Origin of the sequence: Gordonia bronchialis DSM 43247 (assembly GCF_000024785.1) — a bacterium.
GTDB lineage: Bacteria > Actinomycetota > Actinomycetes > Mycobacteriales > Mycobacteriaceae > Gordonia > Gordonia bronchialis.
The window spans coordinates 1,728,997-1,747,009 of sequence record NC_013441.1 but is presented as its reverse complement, the minus strand read 5'-3'; the positions used below and the strand labels follow the sequence as shown (position 1 = coordinate 1,747,009).

Annotated in this window: 17 protein-coding genes and 1 pseudogene; 9 read left to right on the top strand and 9 right to left on the bottom strand. The window is 67.4% G+C overall.

Annotated elements, in window-relative coordinates; all coding sequences use genetic code 11:
* Window positions 1-50 precede the first annotated feature (50 nt).
* Window positions 51-299 (top strand): hypothetical protein, encoded by a 249-nt coding sequence (locus GBRO_RS08230; RefSeq protein WP_147290641.1) that lies wholly within the window; start codon window positions 51-53, stop codon window positions 297-299.
* A gap of 62 nt (window positions 300-361) precedes the next feature.
* Window positions 362-1,123 carry a hypothetical protein gene (locus GBRO_RS08220; protein ID WP_148223274.1) on the top strand — a complete coding sequence of 254 codons (762 nt, stop codon included), beginning with the start codon at window positions 362-364 and terminating at the stop codon, window positions 1,121-1,123.
* Between the two features lie 36 nt (window positions 1,124-1,159).
* Here the strand turns inward: GBRO_RS08220 and GBRO_RS08215 are convergent, their stop codons facing one another.
* Entirely contained in the window at window positions 1,160-1,534 is a 375-nt protein-coding gene (locus tag GBRO_RS08215) for a nuclear transport factor 2 family protein (RefSeq protein ID WP_041919802.1), read from the bottom strand.
* A gap of 71 nt (window positions 1,535-1,605) precedes the next feature.
* Between GBRO_RS08215 and GBRO_RS08210 the strand changes: the two genes are divergently transcribed.
* From GBRO_RS08210 to GBRO_RS26520, 4 genes and pseudogenes are all read left to right on the top strand, one after another.
* On the top strand, window positions 1,606-2,469 hold the full coding sequence (locus GBRO_RS08210; RefSeq protein ID WP_012833507.1) for a LysR family transcriptional regulator: 864 nt from the start codon (window positions 1,606-1,608) through the stop codon (window positions 2,467-2,469).
* 152 nt (window positions 2,470-2,621) lie between these two features.
* A complete protein-coding gene (locus GBRO_RS08205) occupies window positions 2,622-4,022 on the top strand; it encodes a class II fumarate hydratase (protein ID WP_012833506.1) in 1,401 nt (466 codons plus the stop codon).
* Window positions 4,023-4,025: 3 nt separating this feature from the next.
* A pseudogene (locus GBRO_RS26525) lies at window positions 4,026-4,697 on the top strand (PIG-L deacetylase family protein); the annotation flags it as partial.
* Window positions 4,698-4,703: 6 nt separating this feature from the next.
* Complete coding sequence (locus GBRO_RS26520) at window positions 4,704-5,297, top strand: class I SAM-dependent methyltransferase (protein WP_223375518.1); 594 nt, start codon at window positions 4,704-4,706, stop codon at window positions 5,295-5,297.
* 6 nt (window positions 5,298-5,303) lie between these two features.
* Here GBRO_RS26520 and GBRO_RS08195 read toward each other — a convergent pair whose 3' ends face one another.
* Window positions 5,304-6,248 (bottom strand): L,D-transpeptidase family protein, encoded by a 945-nt coding sequence (locus tag GBRO_RS08195; RefSeq protein ID WP_012833504.1) that lies wholly within the window; start codon window positions 6,246-6,248, stop codon window positions 5,304-5,306.
* 315 nt (window positions 6,249-6,563) lie between these two features.
* Here GBRO_RS08195 and GBRO_RS08190 point away from each other — a divergent pair, with 315 nt between their 5' ends.
* Window positions 6,564-8,237: an HNH endonuclease signature motif containing protein gene (locus GBRO_RS08190; RefSeq protein WP_012833503.1), complete on the top strand. Its 1,674-nt coding sequence runs from the start codon at window positions 6,564-6,566 to the stop codon at window positions 8,235-8,237.
* Window positions 8,238-8,251: 14 nt separating this feature from the next.
* On the opposite strand, the gene GBRO_RS08185 is transcribed toward GBRO_RS08190, so the two are convergent.
* The 4 genes from GBRO_RS08185 to GBRO_RS08170 all read right to left on the bottom strand — a co-directional run bounded on the left by GBRO_RS08185 (window position 8,252) and on the right by GBRO_RS08170 (window position 13,330).
* Window positions 8,252-9,556 carry a PhoH family protein gene (locus GBRO_RS08185; protein WP_012833502.1) on the bottom strand — a complete coding sequence of 435 codons (1,305 nt, stop codon included), beginning with the start codon at window positions 9,554-9,556 and terminating at the stop codon, window positions 8,252-8,254.
* Window positions 9,557-9,863: 307 nt separating this feature from the next.
* Entirely contained in the window at window positions 9,864-10,733 is an 870-nt protein-coding gene (locus GBRO_RS08180; RefSeq protein ID WP_012833501.1) for an acyl-ACP desaturase, read from the bottom strand.
* Between the two features lie 58 nt (window positions 10,734-10,791).
* A complete protein-coding gene (glyA, locus tag GBRO_RS08175) occupies window positions 10,792-12,099 on the bottom strand; it encodes a serine hydroxymethyltransferase (protein WP_012833500.1) in 1,308 nt (435 codons plus the stop codon).
* Window positions 12,100-12,109: 10 nt separating this feature from the next.
* Window positions 12,110-13,330 (bottom strand): hypothetical protein, encoded by a 1,221-nt coding sequence (locus GBRO_RS08170; RefSeq protein WP_012833499.1) that lies wholly within the window; start codon window positions 13,328-13,330, stop codon window positions 12,110-12,112.
* 118 nt (window positions 13,331-13,448) lie between these two features.
* On the opposite strand from GBRO_RS08170, the gene coaA reads away from it, so the two are divergent.
* Window positions 13,449-14,390 (top strand): type I pantothenate kinase, encoded by a 942-nt coding sequence (gene coaA / locus GBRO_RS08165; protein ID WP_012833498.1) that lies wholly within the window; start codon window positions 13,449-13,451, stop codon window positions 14,388-14,390.
* Between the two features lie 2 nt (window positions 14,391-14,392).
* On the opposite strand, the gene GBRO_RS08160 is transcribed toward coaA, so the two are convergent.
* Together GBRO_RS08160 and GBRO_RS08155 are read right to left on the bottom strand one after the other, a co-directional pair.
* On the bottom strand, window positions 14,393-14,875 hold the full coding sequence (locus GBRO_RS08160; RefSeq protein WP_012833497.1) for a carboxymuconolactone decarboxylase family protein: 483 nt from the start codon (window positions 14,873-14,875) through the stop codon (window positions 14,393-14,395).
* Window positions 14,872-15,666: an SDR family oxidoreductase gene (locus GBRO_RS08155; RefSeq protein WP_012833496.1), complete on the bottom strand. Its 795-nt coding sequence runs from the start codon at window positions 15,664-15,666 to the stop codon at window positions 14,872-14,874. The genes GBRO_RS08160 and GBRO_RS08155 overlap by 4 nt, the downstream gene beginning before the upstream one ends.
* An 85-nt stretch (window positions 15,667-15,751) precedes the next feature.
* On the opposite strand from GBRO_RS08155, the gene pdxR reads away from it, so the two are divergent.
* Window positions 15,752-17,248 carry a MocR-like pyridoxine biosynthesis transcription factor PdxR gene (pdxR, locus tag GBRO_RS08150; RefSeq protein ID WP_012833495.1) on the top strand — a complete coding sequence of 499 codons (1,497 nt, stop codon included), beginning with the start codon at window positions 15,752-15,754 and terminating at the stop codon, window positions 17,246-17,248.
* Here the strand turns inward: pdxR and GBRO_RS08145 are convergent.
* Window positions 17,215-17,997: an isoprenyl transferase gene (locus tag GBRO_RS08145; protein ID WP_012833494.1), complete on the bottom strand. Its 783-nt coding sequence runs from the start codon at window positions 17,995-17,997 to the stop codon at window positions 17,215-17,217. The genes pdxR and GBRO_RS08145 overlap by 34 nt on opposite strands.
* Window positions 17,998-18,013: the final 16 nt, after the last annotated feature.

Below are 18,013 nucleotides of genomic sequence, written 5' to 3'. Positions count from 1 at the left end.
GTCCACTCCTACTTGACGGGGGTTCGGAAACGCAGTTCCCCATCGGCGGAGTGCGCGGCACCGCCACCGTGTATCTGCCGGGAAAATCACCTGTCACCGTCGACGCCGCGACGCTGTTGCCCAGCGAAGAGATCGAATCCCAGGCTTGGGCAGGCTCGGGCTCACTGGATGAGCCGAAGCTCATCGGTGCAGTCGTCGTGCGGCACCCTGCAGCCAATCTCGAACCCGAGTACTGGGAGGGCAGACTCGTCACCGTGAACCGCTCACAGGTTCTGTCGAGAAATCGGTCACCTACCTGAAGAACAATGCCAAAATCGACGACAGCCAGATCGGGATCGGGAGTGGCCCGGTGGTCCCGATCGTGTACGCCGACACCGGCCAGCCATCTGGAAACGTATACTATGCACGCTATTTCGTGATCGGGGTCGACACCGCCAGCGGCCGTGTCGTCTGGACATCGGACGGCGCCGGAAAAGCGGCGACGCCCGAGACCATCGCCATCGAGCGAGCCGGTTCCACCATCGCGGGGCGCGACCGGTGCGCACGAGTCGGCGTGGTCCGGGTATCGGACGGGATGTGGCTCGGGCACATGGATCAACCACAGCAGGGCACCGGATGTGACGGTCAGTTCGACTACCAGTACGGCGGCGGCGCGGTCATCGGCTTGAATCGGATCAATACGTACGGTCGCGCCGATCGTCGGATTCCCTACACCGCGTTCGACCTGCGGACCGGCGCAAAGCTCGCCGTCCCGGAGGCTGTGTTCACGTTGACCGACAACGGCTGGTTGCCGAAGGTGCAGTACGACGTGGCCGCAGGAATCGGTGCTTACCAATTGACCGCGGGAGACGAGATCGTCGCGTTCGACGTCCGCAACGGTCAGACCCTCTTCAGCCTCGATCAGACCCGCGCGAAGGCGCTGAATGCCAAGCTCCAGGGAATCGCCGGCCGTAGCCTGATCATCGAGACGACCGACCAGCAACTGTACGTCGATGTCGACTCCGACCAGTCCGGGACCACTGCACCACCAGCGACAGCGGTTGCCCACGTGACCGGCAACTGGACATTGTTCACCGACGGAACGCTGACCAACTCCCTAGTCGAGCTCGGCATGCCCCAATGATGCCCGTGGACGCGCCAATCTCACATCTCGGGCCGCTCAGCTCATCCCGAGCGGTCGCGGGTCAAAGGTGACCCGGATCCGGGTGATCAGGCCGTCCTCGACGTGACTCCAGTTGGCGGTCGGTAGCGTCGTGCCGTCCTTGGTCACCAGGTCGAACCAGGTGATGACGTCCGCGCCGTCGGCAACCCGGGCGTGCAGGACCAGATCCGCCATGACCGACTCGGCCATCCCCCGCAATCCGGCGATGCAGTCGTCGGCTCCGTCTGCGGTCCCCATCACGCCCACAAAACTGACGTCGGGGGCCAGGACCGTCCGCAGGCGGTCGAAGTCGCGTTCGCGCCATGCGTCGAAGTAGACCTCGGCCGCATTCCGGCCGGCAGTGGTGGCATCGGTGTTCGTTGTGGTTCTCATATCTCCATGGTCGAGGCATGAGCACTCATCGGTCCAACAGAACATAGGTATCGCACCTATCATCACCAGTGATGGAACTGCATCAGCTGCGCTATGCCCTCGCCGTGGTCGACGCGGGCACCTTCACCGCGGGTGCGCAGGCCGTCCGAGTCAGCCAGTCCGGTGTGTCCATGCAGATCGCGAAGCTCGAACGCGAGCTCGGGGTCGCCCTGTTCGACCGCACCTCACGCCGGGTCGCGCTCACCGATGCCGGGCGCACATTGCTACCGGCGATGCGGCAGGCCCTCGCCGCCGCCGATGCCGTGACCGCCGCCGCCGGGGAGATCCGCGGCGTCCTGGCCGGGTCGCTGCGCGTCGGCGCGGTGACTGGCCTGACCTGGGAACCGCTGGTGGACGCCCTCGCCGCGATGCACGCGCGACACCCCGGCATCGATGTGCGGCTCACCGAAGGACTCTCCGACGACCTGGTGGTGTGCGTCCGCGAGGGTTCTCTCGACATCGCGGTCGCGGGCTGGGCGGGGCGCGAACCGCGGGATCTGCTCACCACCGTCATCGTCGACGACGCGCTGTGCGCGGTGGTCGCACCCGACCATCCGTGGGCGTCGCGACAGGCGTGCAGCGTCGACGATCTGCTGTCCACCGACGTGATCGCGCTGCCGACGGGTACCGGCGCCCGCACGGCGCTTGATACCGCAGCACAGCGGGCGGGCCGGCATGCCTCGCCCCGATGGGAGGTGACCACACCGGCCCAGGTGGTGGCTCTGGCTCGACGCGGGATCGGCGTCGGCGCGCTCAGCGTGACCACCGCCGCCGGGTTCGAGGGCGTGCTCGCGATTCCGCTCACCGATGCGGCCGCGCGGTCCAGTCTCGGCGTAGTCTCCCGCCACGACCCGTCGCCGGCGGCGCGTGCGTTCCGCACCCTGCTCGGGCACTGAGCGGTCTCACACCTCGGGTGACCGCCAGACGAGGCCCGGGGATCTGGCGAAGTCGCGGTCCAACGTCACCCGTCTGCGGTCGGCAGACCTGCACTTAGTAGCGTGTTCACTCAGGATCACCTAACGCCGACGGAGCCGGAGGACACACGGACATGACCGAGCAGCAGTACCGCATCGAGCACGACACCATGGGCGAGGTCAAGGTCCCTGTCGACGCCCTGTGGCGGGCGCAGACACAACGCGCGGTAGAGAACTTCCCGATCAGCCACCGTCCGCTCGAGCGCACCCAGATCCGCGCGATGGGACTGCTCAAGGCGGCGTGCGCGCAGGTCAACAAGGACCTCGGTCTGCTCGACGCCGAGAAGGCCGACGCAATCATCGCCGCCGCCAAGGAGATCGCCGACGGCAAGCACGACGATCAGTTCCCGATCGACGTCTTCCAGACCGGCTCGGGCACCAGCTCCAACATGAACGCCAACGAGGTCATCGCGTCCATCGCCAAGGCCGCCGGGGTGGAGGTCCACCCCAACGACCACGTCAACATGTCGCAGTCCTCCAACGACACCTTCCCCACCGCAACGCATGTCGCGGCCACCGAGGCCACCGTCACCGACCTCATCCCGGCGCTCGACCACCTGCGCCTGGCCCTGCTCGGCAAGGCCACGCAGTGGCGCGAGGTGGTCAAGAGCGGCCGCACGCACCTGATGGACGCCGTCCCGGTCACCCTCGGTCAGGAGTTCGGCGGCTACGCCCGCCAGGTCGAGGCCGGCATCGAACGTGCCACCGCGACGCTGCCGCGCGTCGGTGAACTGCCGATCGGCGGCACGGCCGTCGGCACCGGCCTCAACGCTCCCGACGGTTTCGGCACCAAGGTCGTCGAGGACCTCAAGAAGCTGACCGGCGTCGATGCCCTGTCGCTGGCCAAGGACAACTTCGAGGCGCAGGCCGCGCGCGACGGTCTGGTCGAGTTGTCGGGTGCGCTGAAGACCATCGCGGTGTCGCTGACCAAGATCGCCAACGACGTGCGCTGGATGGGCTCGGGACCGCTCACCGGCCTCGGCGAGATCCAACTCCCCGACCTCCAGCCCGGCAGCTCGATCATGCCCGGCAAGGTCAATCCCGTTCTGCCCGAGGCGGTCACGCAGGTCGCGGCGCAGGTCATCGGCAACGACGCCGCGGTCACCTGGGGCGGCGGCAACGGTGCCTTCGAGCTCAACGTCTACATCCCGATGATGGCCCGCAACGTCCTCGAGTCGATCAAGTTGCTGGCCAACGTCTCCCGCCTGTTCGCCGACCGCTGCATCGAAGGCCTCGTCGCCAACGAGGATCGGTTGCGCACCCTCGCGGAGAGCTCGCCGTCGATCGTGACGCCGCTCAACTCCGCCATCGGCTACGAGGAGGCCGCCGCCGTCGCCAAGCAGGCCCTCAAGGAGGGCAAGACCATCCGGCAGACGGTGATCGACCGAAACCTCATCGGCGACAAGCTGTCCGAGGCCGAACTGGACAAGCGCCTCGACGTTCTCAAGATGGCGAACCTGGACCGCGAGCGCTGAGGGATGTCCCTCGAGCCCTTTCCGTCCGGCTGGTCGACCGCGCTGGTCCTGGTCGCACATCCCGACGACCCTGAGTACGGGATGGCGGCCGCGGTCGACCGCTGGACGTCGGAGGGCAAACGGGTCGTCTACGCACTCGCCTCGAGTGGCGAGCGCGGCATCGAGGGCATGCCGCCGGAGCAATGCGGTCCCCTGCGCGAGGAGGAACAACGCACCTCCGCGCGCGTCGTCGGCGTCGACGAGGTGGAGTTCTGGGGATTCCCGGACAGCGACATCCGCAACACCCCCGAGCTGCGGGCCACGATCGCCGAGACCATCGACCGTGTTGCGCCACAAGTGATCCTGTCGCTCTACGGTGGCCCGGAGTGGGCGCCGGGCGCGCCCAATCAGCGCGACCACATGGAGTTCTCGGCGGCCGTCCTCGACGCCTATGACGCGATCGACGGCGACCGTCCGCGCTGGCTGTTCGAGAACGGGCCGCATCCCACGCACGCCGTCGACGTCACCGATCACGTCGACGCCGCGGTTGCCTCACTCGCGTCCCACGAGCAGTACCTGCGTGTCCTCGACCCCGACACCCCGGTGCTCGATCAGGCTCGGGCTCAAGTGGATTCGACCACCGGACGGCGGGACGACTTCGGTGACCGCCGGGCCGCGTGCTTCGAACTCAAACGGGAGACCGTGCCACCGCCACGCTGGCTCACCGACACCAAACCCGGCCACAGCCAGTGGTACATCGAGCGATTCCGGGACATGGCGGCCCAGGGAACCGACCTCGCAGGCGAGGCCCGGCTCATCGACGCGATGGTGCCGCGCGGCGCACGCATCCTCGACGCGGGTTGCGGCCCGGGACGATTGGGCGGATACCTGCACACCGTCGGGCATCAGGTGGTGGGAGTCGACGTCGATCCCGAACTGATCGCCGCGGCGCAGGCCGACCATCCGGGGCCGCACTGGCTCGTCGCGGATCTGTCGACTCTCGACCTCGCGGCCCACGGCGAGGGCGAGCCGTTCGACGCCATCGTGTGCGCCGGCAACGTCATGGTGTTCCTCGCACCGGATACCGAGACCCTCGTTCTCCGTAGGCTTTCCGCCCACCTGAAGGACGACGGTGTGCTCGTGACCGGCTTCCACACCGATCGCGAGCTCACGGTCGAACACTTCGACACCGCCGTCGCCGCCGCCGGGCTACGACTCGAACATCGCTTCGCCACCTGGGATCTGCGTGCCTGGCACCCCGACGCCGACTTCGCTGTCAGCGTACTGCGGAAGTAGCCCGCGTCACCCGGCGCTACCCGTGCCCACCCCGAGCAACGCCGGGATCAGGTTCATCAGCTGCGACAGCAGGCCCGTCAGCGGGTTGTCACCGGGCACCGATGGCGTCTGGCCGTTCGGCGGCGTGGTGGTGCCCGGCGTGGTGCCCTCGGGCGCATCACCGGTGGGAGCACTCTGGTTGACGCCGATGACGATCCGGGGACTCTTGGCCGGATCGAGCCACTGCAGCGTCTTCTTCATCAGCTCGCGCTCGATGGCGACACAGCCCATGGTCGGCTGATTGTTGGTGACATGCAGGAAGATCGCCGACGCCTTGCCCGGCGTGCGCTGCGGATTGTGCGCGATGTTGACCGCGTAGTCGTACATCTCGCCGACCTTGTACAGATTCTCGCTGTCCCCGCCGGGGCCGTTCACCGATCGCACGTGCGTGTTGTACGTGGGCGATTTGGGATTGGAATCCCACCAGTCCTGGGCATCGGTCTTGAAGTACGGCATCTTGGTGCCCGGATTGGCCTGCCGCCCGAACGCCTGGTCCAGCGCGAAGTTGCCCTCCGGCGTCCGATACACGTTGTCCTGCGGCTGCCCCATGCCGAGCGAGCCGAGGAACGCCTTGGTGGGACCGATGACCGGCTTCCAGCTCTTGTCCGATCCACGCTCGAACCCGGTCAACGTCGCCGTCGTATCCGACGCCTTGGGCGCGCTGACCACGATCAGCTGATTGGTCTTGGACCCGGCGGCACCGCCGGGCAGCACCCCGTCGCTGGATCCCAGTCCTGCGGCCAGCGAATTCAGGAGCTGATCGAGCAGCGGTATACCCAGCCCCGGTGTCTGCGGGGGGGTCGTGGTGGTCGGCGGTGGTGTGGTGGTGGTTCCCGGCGCAGCAACGGACTGGCCGGCACCCGCAGCGAAAGCGGCCAACACCCCAATCACCAATAGTCCCAGAAGTCTCATTCGCCTCATCAGTAACTTCAGCACCACACCAGTGTGCCAGCGCGCAAGTCTCCGTGAATCACGTGATGGTCACGGTGCGGTGAGGATCGAATCACCTCAGTAGCCGAATGAGAGAGCCTGAGTACCCCGACGGCATAGGTGAACCGGTCGCGCTCGGCGGCATCCACGAGCAGAGTCTTGTCGGTGGCCCGCGTTAGTGTGTGGGTAGTTCAGATGATGAGGGTGTGAACCGGCCCGGTTCACAGGAGTTTTCGACGACGAGTACGTGACGACAGCGTCCCTGGTTACTTCGTACCCGGAAGCGTGCCTCTCGTGATGTTCACTCTGACCGATCCGGTCGCCGACGACACCGGTGTGTCGTCGATGGTTTCGGATGCGGTGGTGGACGCGGCGCGGGAGATGCAGCAGTTGGCGCGGCGTGCTGAGGCCCGTACGGTGCTGCTGGCCTACCGGATCGGGCATGCGGTGTATCAGGACATGATCGCCGACCCGTCCTGGAACCGGACACTGGGCCGTCGGGTCCGCGATATGCCCGACAAAGCCGCCATCGGGCAGGTGTCGGTCCGGCTGGGGATCTCCCGCTCCACCGCAAGCCGGTGGATCACGCTGGGCACCCACCTGCAGCAGCTGCCCGCGGTGCGGATCGCGTTCCTCGACGGCCGGCATTCGTTGGCGCGTACCGCGTTGATGGCCAACGCCCTGTTGTTGCTCGATGAGGACACCCGGGTGGGTGCCGAACAGCTGGCGTTGACGCTCTCGGCGCGGCCGTCGGCGGATCGGGTGTTGCGTGAACAGCTCGAGGAACTCGTCATCGCGTTGGACCCTGACGCGGCGATCCTCGCGCGCAAAGACTTCGCCGAGCGTCACCAGAACGTCGTCATCGGCGATGACGCTCACGGGCATGCGAGCATCGATGCCACCGTGCCCGCCGAACACGGCGTGTATCTGACCCGCCGAATCGCCGACCTCATCGCCCGCCATCTCTGCGCCGACGATCCCCGCCGGATCGGTGTCCAACGCGTGGCTGCGCTGGCCCACCTCATCGGACTACCCGGCGGCCATCTCGCATGCACCTGCGGCAACACCACCTGCCCCGCCACCCCCGCCCCCGACCCCACCGCCGATGACGACGACTGCGCCGACCACTGCGACGACGACACGCCTACCGACACCGACGAGGCAGACACCGCCAGCAGCACACCAGCAGACGCCGACTCTGACGCGGGCGTCGACGCGAACACCGCGCCCGATCCGGACACCTCGGTGGACCCGGCCGAGGCCGGCGTGCACACAGACACCTGCTCGTACCCGGGTAGCGACGCACCTGAGGCACCCGAGGGCCCCGCGGTGGAGGTGGCCGACACCCCCACCGCGTGCGATCTCGGTGAACAAACCGCACTGATCGTCGTCACCGACCCCGCCGGCATCGAGGTGCCCTACCTGCGTGGCCATGGGCCCATCGACCCCGACCACGCCGAGGACCTCATCTCCAACTCGATCGCCGGCCAACTGCTACTCCCGTCGGGCTACTCCGGGCTCATCGTCACCGGCCGAGACGGTCCGGCCCCACCCATCGACCCCACCGGACACGGCGGCTACGACCTGCCACCACCGGGCGCCGGGAGCCAAGCGAGCGGGCCCATTCCACCGGGCGCCGGGAGCGAAGCGAGCGGGCCCATTCCACCGGGTGCGCTGACCTATCGTCCGAGTAGGGCGGTGCGGGAACGGGTGATCAGCCATGACCGCACCTGCCGCTACCCGCAGTGCGGGCGGCCGTCTGACGAATGCCAACTCGATCACCTGGTGAAGTTCGATCCCCGAGATCCGCTCACCGGGGGCTGGAGCATATTCGAGAACCTCATCCCGCTGTGCACCCCGGATCACCACCGCAAGCACCTCGGCCTCTGGATACCCACCATGCACACCGACCGCACCATCACCTGGCGCGACCCGATCACCGGGGAGATCATCATCACCTATCCCCGGTGACCGGGTCGTCGGGTCTACGCTCCGCCCGGCCCGAACTCCTCCAGCATCTCGGTGACCAGCGCGGCGATCGGCGACCGCTCACTGCGGGTCAGGGTGACGTGGGCGAAGAGCGGATGGCCCTTGAGCTTCTCGATCACCGCGGCCACACCGTCGTGCCGTCCGACGCGGAGGTTATCGCGCTGCGCCACGTCGTGGGTCAGTACCACCCGCGAACCGGTGCCGAGGCGCGACAGCACGGTCAGGAGCACATTGCGTTCCAGCGACTGGGCCTCGTCGACGATCACAAACGAGTCGTGCAGCGATCGACCTCGAATGTGGGTGAGCGGCAACACTTCCAGCATCCCTCGGCTCAGCACCTCTTCGATCACCGCCGGCGACGCGAGGCCTTCGAGGGTGTCGAAGACGGCCTGCGCCCACGGCCCCATCTTGTCGGCCTCGCTGCCCGGCAGGTAGCCGAGTTGCTGGCCGCCGACCGCGTACAGCGGTCGGAAGACGACGACCTTGCGCTGCGTCCGGCGCTCCAGGACGGCTTCGAGCCCGGCGCACAGTGCCAGTGCCGACTTGCCGGTTCCCGCCTTGCCGCCCAACGACACGATGCCGACGCTCTCGTCGAGCAGCAGATCGAGTGCGACGCGCTGCTCTGCGGACCGGCCGTGCAGCCCGAATGCCTCCCGGTCACCACGCACCAGCTGGACGCGCTTCTCCTCGTTGACACGGCCGAGCGCACTCGACGAACCGTGCCCCAGCAACCGAATTCCGGTGTGGCAGGGCAGTTCTCGCGCGGCGTCGAGATCCGCCACGCCGTCGGCGAACAGGGTGTCGATGACGCTCGAGTCGACGTCGAGTTCGGTCATCCCCGACCATCCGGACACCACCACGTCCTGCGCGTGATACTCGTCGGCGGCCAGGCCGACGGCTCCCGCCTTGACGCGCAGCGGGGTGTCCTTGGAGACCAGCGTGACGTCGCGGCCTTCGGCACGCAGGTTCAACGCACACGCGAGGATTCGGGAATCGTTGGTGTCCGTGCGGAAACCGGCCGGCAGGACCGCGGGATCGGTGTGGTTCAGTTCCACCTGCACCGTGCCGCCGTCGTCGCCGATCGGGATCGGGACATCAAGCCGGCCGTGGACGAGACGAAGGTCGTCGAGCATGCGCAAGGACTCACGCGCAAACCAGCCGAGCTCGTGGTGGTGACGTTTGCCCTCGAGTTCACCGATGACCACCAGTGGCAGAACCACATGGTGTTCGGCGAAGCGCATGACCGCCCAGGGGTCGGACAGCAGGACGGAGGTGTCGAGGACGTAGGTGCGTGTGGTCACGTGGGCTCCTACGTTTGCGCGGGCCCCCGCACAAACCAGTGTGGTCGACCGGCCGGTTCGTCAGGACCGGGGCCGGCCCCCTCGCGCTGCTGATGCAAACCACGAATCGAACCTCCCGGACGAACCGCTTCCCCGCGGCCCGTCACCCGTCAACGTACGCGCGTGCGGTCGGCGTGGCGCGTCGGAAACGGGTGTGTCGGCGTGAATTGTGCGTTAACCGGACGTATCGTCGACGCAGGGACGCCAACCGCGCCACCAGGGTGTTTTCCGGCCTGGCCAGCGCCCGTTCACCGCGAGGGCGTCTACCTCAGCCGCGACCCGCGAGCTCCAGGATTCGCTTCCGCGCCGCTTCGGCCGCGTCGCCGAGCCCCTGCACGGTGTCGAGTTTGAGGGCGTCGGCCAGCATCTTCGCCGTCGCCGCCTTGGTCTCGGCGTTCTCGTAGTCGGCGATCAGCGCCCACTCCGCCTCGAAGCCCTCGATGTCGCCGCCGATCGGCTCGTCACGCTGTAGCGCGCGGTCCACCGCCACGACGGTGTTGTCCTGGTCGGCGACCAGTCCGGCGTTGAGAAAGGCGGCAAAGGTGTCGGCCTGCACACGGTCGTCGTTGGAGATCTTGGCGAGAATCTGCAGGTAGACGTCGTCATCGACCGCCGCGGCCAGCCGCGAGATGAAGTGGACGCACTGGTTCTCGTGGACGGCCATCAGGGCGAGGACGTCGAGCGGCCCGAGTTCGTTCACCTGCTCCTCGCGCTGCCGGTACCCCTTGGTGACGTGCTCACGACGACGTTCCTCGGAGTCGACCGGATCGATGGCCCGTTTCACGACGAGGTAGTCACGCAGCACGATCGCGTGCCGGTTGTCCTCAGCGGTCCACACGCCGACCAGCTGGCGCCAGTCGGAGAAGGCCGGGAAGTACTTCGCGAGCACCCGGTGATACGACGGCAGGTTGTCCTTGGTCAGCAGCAGCGCCAGCGAACCCGCGCGGGCCTCCGCCGACAGGGTCGCCTGGGAGGGATCCCAGTCCTCGCCGCCGAGGAAGGCGAAGTTGCGGCCGTCGTCCCACGGCACCCAGTCGTGCGGGCTCCACGGTGTGGCGGCCGCCTCATGGTCTTCGGCGATCTCGGGAAGAGCCTTCTCGAGCGCGATGATCAGGTCGTCTTCGGTGAGGGCGTTCATCCGATAGAGGATACGGATGCGTAACCGGACAGATCAATTCGCCCGGTGGGTCAACCGTTCAGATCCGGCTCATCAGGCCCCACTCCTCGAGCCCGTCGTAGAGCGGGAAATCGAGGGCGAGTTTGGAGACCCGGCCGCGCAGGGCCGCGACGTCAGCGGATGTCCCGGCGGCGAGCGCCGTCCCGATGATGTCGGCGACCTCGGTGAACTGCTCGTCACCGAAGCCGCGGGTGGCCAGGGCCGGGGTGCCGATCCGCAGCCCGGAGGTCACCATCGGCGGCCTCGGGTCGAAGGGCACGGCGTTGCGGTTGACCGTGATACCCACCTGATGCAGGAGGTCCTCGGCCTGCTGACCGTCCAGAGAACTGTTCCGCAGGTCGACGAGGACGAGGTGCACGTCGGTGCCGCCGGTCAGCACCGACACGCCCGCCTTGGAGACATCGTCACCCGTCAGCCGTTCGGCCAGGATCTTCGCACCTGACAACGTGCGCTGCTGGCGCTCCTTGAACTCCTCGGTGCCCGCGATCTTGAGCGCGACTGCCTTGGCCGCGATCACATGCATCAGCGGACCGCCCTGCTGGCCGGGGAACACCGCCGAGTTCAGCTTCTTGGCCCAATCCTGCTTGGCCAGAATGATTCCCGAGCGCGGGCCGCCCAGCGTCTTGTGCACGGTGGAGGAGACGACGTCGGAGTGCGGGACCGGCGAGGGATGCAGACCGGCCGCGACCAGTCCGGCGAAATGCGCCATGTCGGTCCAGAGGTGAGCACCCACCTCGTCGGCGATCGACCGGAACGCCGCGAAGTCCAGGGTTCGGGGGTACGCCGACCAGCCGGCGACGATCACCTTGGGCCGGGTGTCGAGGGCGATCTTGCGCACCTCGTCCATGTCGATGCGGAAGTCTTCTTTGCTGACGCCGTAGAAGGCGTTCTCGTAGAGCTTGCCGGAGAAGTTCAGGCGCATGCCGTGGGTCAGGTGACCGCCGTGCGCGAGGTCGAGGCCGAGCAGCGTCTCCCCCGGTTCCATCAGCGCCTGCAGCACCGCGGCGTTGGCCTGCGCGCCGGAATGCGGCTGGACGTTGGCGAAGTCGGCGCCGAACAGTTCCTTGGCGCGGTTGCGCGCAATGTCCTCCACCACGTCGACGTATTCGCACCCGCCGTAGTAGCGACGGCCCGGATAACCTTCGGCGTATTTGTTGGTGAGCACACTGCCCTGCGCCTGCAGGACCGCGCGTGGCACGAAGTTCTCCGACGCGATCATCTCCAGCGTGTCGCGCTGACGGCTCAATTCGCCGTTCATCGCGGCCGCGACGTCAGGGTCGAGGTCGGCCAGGGTTTGTGAGTTCACGGACTGGGAGTTCGCGGTCATGCGGCCCAGTCTATGGGGTCAGTTCACCCCGCAGCGACGCCGGGATCAGGGGTTCATCGAGCAGCCGCCCGAACCGTCCTGCCCGATCGGGCGGCGCCACCGCCGACGGCGGCTGATCGAGCCACTGCGCCAGCAGCGGGTAGCCCTCGACATAGGTGGAGATATAGGCCCGCCACAGCGGCGAGGTCAGGAACCGCAGCATCTGCCGGGCGCGTTCTTCGGGCGCGAGCAGCCACCGGCGCAGATAGGCCACCACCGTGTCGGTGTCGGCGTGCCGGTCGTGCAACATCAGCGCGGCGTCCTGGCGCACCCCGAGCAGTCCCGCCGTAGCCCGGGAAACACGCTGTGCGCGTTCGCCGTCGAAGCGCAGCCCGAGATCGGCATAGATCTCCTGGGCCCAGCGACCCCAGTCCGGTCCGATGATGGCGCCGAGCGCGTGGTCGGCGAGGCCCTCGGCCATCAGGCACTGCGGGGTGTTGACCAGGAAGATCGACTGCTCGTGCTGATTTCCCTGTTCGACGAGGAACTGCTCCTTGCGGCAGTGCTCGGTGTGATGCCCGGGGTAGGCCTCGTGAGCGATCAGATGCGGCAGATTCGACATGTGCTGGGTGAGGTCGACGTTGATCGCCACCCGCGATCGGAAGCCGCCGAGGTAGTAGTTAAAGCCCGACCACGGCTTGTCGGTCACCACCTCGAACTCGACGATTTCGTTGTCCGGCAACGGATACGCCGCGCGCACGCGTTCCCGTAGCGCCCCGCTGAACGCCTGCACGCATTCGTCGACCTTCTCCGCGGGGATCTCGTCGGCGACGCGATGGGCGGAGTAGAGCCCGGTCAGCCGATCCCCCGCCGCACTTGGTTCGCCGAGCGCGTCGGCCAGCTCGGCGTGCGCCCCGCGGTACGTCTCCTCGTCACCCATGGCGATGTCGACGTCGAAGTAGGCGCTCACCTCGTCGACAAAACCGATCTGTTCGCCGGCGAACTTGCGTGCCGAACACTCCAGTGCCCGCAGATGGGCCCCGATGAACGTGGCACGGTCGGCGTCGAGGCCGGCGGGGAGTTCCGCGGCCAGTTCGCGGGCTCGTCGGGCAAGCTGCGCGGGCTCGGGCGTCGGGGCGTCGGCGACCTCGGCACGCAAAGCGGGATCGCCTGTGTAGGCGTCGACGAAGCCTTCTTCGAGACGATCGAAGGCGAGGCCCAGGCGCAGGTATTCGGTGACCAGCTCGGACATGGGAGCGAGGCTACGCGATCACGCCCCCACCGGGTCATCGACGACAAACCCCAGCCAATATGCTGGAGCGCATGACGCCCTGGTCCGAGCTCTCGACGGTGACCGGAAGTCGCATCTGATGGCGCGGCACACCACCGATCGCGATCCCAGTCTGTACCTGGAACTGGACCGCAAACAGTGGCGTGACCTGCGACAATCGATGCCAATGGTGCTCAACGAGAACGAGCTCGCCGAGCTGGTGGGCCTCGGCGAGCAGATCGACCTCGATGAGGTCGCCGACGTCTATCTACCCCTGTCCCGTCTGATCCACCTGCAGGTCGCGGCCCGACAGCGCCTGTTCGCCGCGACGTCGACCTTCCTCGGTGAGCGGCAGACCAACCGGCAGGTCCCGTTCGTGATCGGGATCGCGGGCAGCGTCGCCGTCGGCAAGTCCACCACCGCGCGCGTGCTCGCCGCACTGCTCGCGCGCTGGGATTCCCATCCCAAAGTCGACCTCGTCACCACCGACGGATTCCTGTTGCCGACCGCGGTGCTCGAACGACGAGGCATCATGCACCGCAAGGGTTTTCCCGAATCCTACGACCGGCGGGCTTTGTTGCGGTTCGTCACCGAGGTGAAGTCGGGGGCCCGCGAGGTGACCGCACCCGTCTATTCACACATCGCCTACGACATCGTGCCCGACGTCTATCACTATGTCCGCCAACCGGACATCCTGATCCTCGAGGGTCTCAACGTCCTGCAGACCGGCGCCACCCTGATGGTCTCGGATCTGTTCGATTTCTCGATCTACGTCGACGCCAAGATGGACGACATCGAGCAGTGGTACATCTCCCGGTTCCTCAAGATGCGGACCACGTCCTTCGCCGACCCCAACTCCCATTTCCACGCCTACGCGTCGGTCACCGACGAGCAGGCGACGGCGGCGGCGCGGGACCTGTGGATCTCGATCAACCGTCCGAACCTGATCGAGAACATTCTGCCCACGCGGCCCCGCGCCAGCCTCGTGCTGCGCAAGGACGTCGACCACTCCATCAACCGCGTCCGCCTGCGCAAACTCTGATCTCAGACGTCGCGCGATCGCCGCTCATCGAGGCCGGCCGGGTAGCCACCGGCGATCGCGATCCGGTTCCAGGTGTTGATCATGGCGATCGAGGCAACGAGTTGCCCGAGCTCATGGTCGTCGAAATACTCTCTGGCAGTGGCGAATACCTCGTCGGGCACGCCGTCGTCGGCGACGCGGGTGAGCGATTCGGTCAGTCCGAGCGCGGCCCGTTCACGTTCGTCGAAGATCCCCGTCGCCTCACGCCACGTCGCGACCATCATCAGCTTGCGCGGGTCGATGTCCATCGTCAGTGCATCCGAGGTGTGCATGTGCAGGCAGTAAGCACATCCGTTGATCTGCGACGCGCGGATCTTGACGAGTTCGCCGAGTTCGGCCGGCAGACCCGTCGACGATGCGCGCTGCAGCGCGACGAGTGCCTTGTACACCTCGGGGTTATCCGCCGGAATCCACATGCGGGTCGGAACTTTTGGCCGCGGACTCATCGCTGCGCCTCCGACGTCGATGCCGGGTACTGTCGGGCAACCCATTCCGGCAGGGTCGTCGGTGTGACGACCTCCGGGTCGGCGGGCACCAGGCCACCGTTGCGGATCGCCGCGCCACCGAATCTGACCCCGGCCACCCATCGCGGTGCACCCTGCTGTCGCGCAATCGATCTGGCGACCGTCACCAGATCGAGCTCGTCGGGTCCGGCGACCTCGATCACCCGGGGTTCGGACCGGGTCTCGTTGCGCGCGGCAGTGATCGCCTCCCGGGCCACGACCTCGGCGACGTCAACCGCTGCCGCCGGCCGGCACCGCATGTGAGGCACCAGCGCGAGCGGACCCAGTCGCATGGTGCCCATCATCTGTGCGGCCAGTTCGTACCACTGGGTCGACGCGACGATGGTCAGCGCCTTCGGCTCCAACTCTCGACGATAGGCCTGTTCCTGCGCCGACTTGCCTTGGTAGTAGCCAAATTTGCGGTTGACCTCGGGATCCGTGGCGTTCGCGATCGACAAGCAGACGACCGCCGCACCCGCGGCGTGCGCGGCCCTGCCGACGTTGGTCGCAGTGGTCGCGAAGAAGTCCACCGCCGCCTTCGCCTTCATGGTGGTGACGTTGAGGCAATCCACCACGACGTCGGCGTCGGTCACCGCATCGGTCAGTCCCACGTTGCGATACGCGTCGGTCCCCGTCGTCCGTGACGCCGCCACGACGTCGACGCCCTCATCGCGAAGCCGGTCGACGACCTGTCGGCCGACCTGGCCGCCTGCGCCCAGCACCACTGTTCTCATTCGTGCCTCCTCATGTTCGGTCCCTCGTCACTCCTGCTGCGTTCTACGCTAGAGCCGGATTGCATCAAGAAAGAAGGTCAATCGGGTGTCAGAAACGTGGGCCAATTCGACGGACGGCGGGAACGTCGATCCGTGGGACTCGGTTGCCCGCCGCGTGGGGGCCGATCTGTTCCTGGATCTGCAACCCGACCCCGGGGCCCAATCCCGCGGCCGCTCCTCACGACGCCGCCACGCACTGGCCGCCGCACTGCGTGAGGCCATCGCCACCGGTCGACTCAACCCGGGAACCGCACTGCCACCGTATCGATCGCTCGCCGCCGACCTCGGGCTCGCGCGCGGGACGGTCTCGTCGGTCTACTCCGAACTCGTCGCCGAGGGATGGCTGACCGCGCGGCGGGGTTCGGGTACGCGCGTCGCCGACGGGGTCACCGCGCCGCCGGCACCGCGGGCCATCGGCACCGCCCGCGCGCCGTTCCTGGGCACCGCGGTGCGGCACGACTTCGCACTGGGGCAACCGAATACCGGCCTGTTTCCCCGCACGGCGTGGATCAACGCGACCCGCGACGCGTTGTCCGACGCACCGGACGACGTCTTCGCGCCGGGCCATCCGCAGGGCCGCCCCGAGTTGCGGCGCGTCTTGGCCGACTACCTGGCGCGAGCTCGCGGCGTACACGCATCCGCCGACGACATCGTTCTGATGACAGGTGTACAGGGATCGTTGGAGTTGCTCTCGCACAACGTTTTCGGAGACCGAGTGGCGGTGGAGTCCTACGGCCTCCCGTTCCATCGCATGGCGATCGAGCGCGGCGGAACCGAGCTCGTCCCCGTCGCTGTGGACCACCATGGCCTCATCGTCGACGAGTTGACTCGGCTCGACGTCTCGGCGGTGGTCCTCACGCCCAGTCACCAGTTCCCCACCGGAGTGGCGCTGCATCCGGAGCGTCGCGCACAGCTGATCACCTGGGCCCGCCACACCGGTGCGCTGATCGTCGAAGACGACTACGACGGCGAATTCCGTTACGACCGTTCGCCGGTGGGTGCCCTGCAGGCCCTCGGCCCGGATGTCGTCATCCATGCCGGTTCGGTCAGCAAGAGTCTCTCCCCCGCCGTACGCATCGGCTGGCTGGTGCTGCCCACCCGCCTCGTCGACACCGTGGCGTGGGCCAAGGGGGTTCGCGAACCCGACGCCAGTCTCGTCGACCAGCTCGTCCTCGCCCAGATGATCACCTCGGGAGCTTACGACCGCCACATCCGCCGCAGCCGGCAGTTCTACCGCTGGCGATCCGACGCCCTCACCGCCCGCCTGGCGACGATCGGTATCGAGGTGCCGGGCGTCGCCGCCGGACTGCACATGGTCATCCCCGTCGCCGCCGACACGGAGTCCGCGCTCGTTGCGCGTGCACACGAGCGGGGCATTGCCATCGCGGGTCTCGACTTCTTCCGCCATCCGGCCTCGCCGATTCTGCCGGACGGCGGTCTCGTCGTCGGGTTCGGCACGCCATCGGCCTCGAGTTTCGGTGCCGATCTCGACGCGCTGGCCGGCCTGTTCTACTTGCCGAACCGCCGGTTACGTGCCGAATAGTCACGCAGGGCGCGCAGGAAGTCGACGCGACGGAACTCGGGCCAGTACGCGTCGGTGAACCAGATCTCCGAATAGGCGCTCTGCCACAACAGGAATCCGGACAGGCGCTGTTCGCCGGAGGTGCGGATCACCAGATCCGGATCGGGCTGTCCCTTGGTGTAGAGGTTCGCGTCGATGGCCTCGACGGTGACCGCGTCGATCATTTCGGCCGGGGTTGCGCCGGCGGTGAGTCGTTCCTCGAGCAGCGCGCGGACGGCGTCGACGATCTCCTGCCGGCCCCCGTAACCCACCGCGACGTTGACGTTCATCCCGTCGCGTCCGCGGGTGCGGTCCGACGCGGCACGCAGGCGGTCGGCGACAACACCCGGCAGATTGTCGAGTGTGCCAACGATCCGCACCCGCCACTGACCGTCGGGCGCCGAGATCTCGTCCACGATGTCCGGGACGATCTCCATCAGCGCGTCGAGCTCGTCGGACTCCCGGCTCAGGTTTTCGGTGGACAGTAGATAGATGGTCACCGCACCGATCCCGAGATCGGCACACCAACCGAGCATGTCGGCGATCCGCTGGGCACCCACCCGATGACCGTGGCTGACATCCTCGAAGCCGGCCTCACGTGCCCACCGGCGGTTGCCGTCACAGATGATCGCGACATGGCGCGGGATGCGGGCCATGTCCATCAGCTGGATCAGCCGACGCTCGTAAATGCTCAGCACCGGACGCCGGAGCCGGTCGGGCAGCAGCTTCATCGGCGGGTCCTTGCTG

What these genes read in the sequence shown, in the direction of transcription:
- GBRO_RS08215 (WP_041919802.1), bottom strand. Translation starts at nt 1,534, where the DNA reads ATGAGAACCACAACGAACACCGATGCCACCACTGCCGGCCGGAATGCG.
- GBRO_RS08145 (WP_012833494.1), bottom strand. Translation starts at nt 17,997, where the DNA reads ATGAAGCTGCTGCCCGACCGGCTCCGGCGTCCGGTGCTGAGCATTTAC.
- glyA (WP_012833500.1), bottom strand. Translation starts at nt 12,099, where the DNA reads ATGACCGCGAACTCCCAGTCCGTGAACTCACAAACCCTGGCCGACCTC.
- GBRO_RS08155 (WP_012833496.1), bottom strand. Translation starts at nt 15,666, where the DNA reads ATGAGAACAGTGGTGCTGGGCGCAGGCGGCCAGGTCGGCCGACAGGTC.
- GBRO_RS08210 (WP_012833507.1), top strand. Translation starts at nt 1,606, where the DNA reads ATGGAACTGCATCAGCTGCGCTATGCCCTCGCCGTGGTCGACGCGGGC.
- GBRO_RS08205 (WP_012833506.1), top strand. Translation starts at nt 2,622, where the DNA reads ATGACCGAGCAGCAGTACCGCATCGAGCACGACACCATGGGCGAGGTC.
- GBRO_RS08190 (WP_012833503.1), top strand. Translation starts at nt 6,564, where the DNA reads ATGTTCACTCTGACCGATCCGGTCGCCGACGACACCGGTGTGTCGTCG.
- GBRO_RS08170 (WP_012833499.1), bottom strand. Translation starts at nt 13,330, where the DNA reads ATGTCCGAGCTGGTCACCGAATACCTGCGCCTGGGCCTCGCCTTCGAT.
- GBRO_RS08195 (WP_012833504.1), bottom strand. Translation starts at nt 6,248, where the DNA reads ATGAGACTTCTGGGACTATTGGTGATTGGGGTGTTGGCCGCTTTCGCT.
- GBRO_RS08160 (WP_012833497.1), bottom strand. Translation starts at nt 14,875, where the DNA reads ATGAGTCCGCGGCCAAAAGTTCCGACCCGCATGTGGATTCCGGCGGAT.
- coaA (WP_012833498.1), top strand. Translation starts at nt 13,449, where the DNA reads ATGGCGCGGCACACCACCGATCGCGATCCCAGTCTGTACCTGGAACTG.
- GBRO_RS08180 (WP_012833501.1), bottom strand. Translation starts at nt 10,733, where the DNA reads ATGAACGCCCTCACCGAAGACGACCTGATCATCGCGCTCGAGAAGGCT.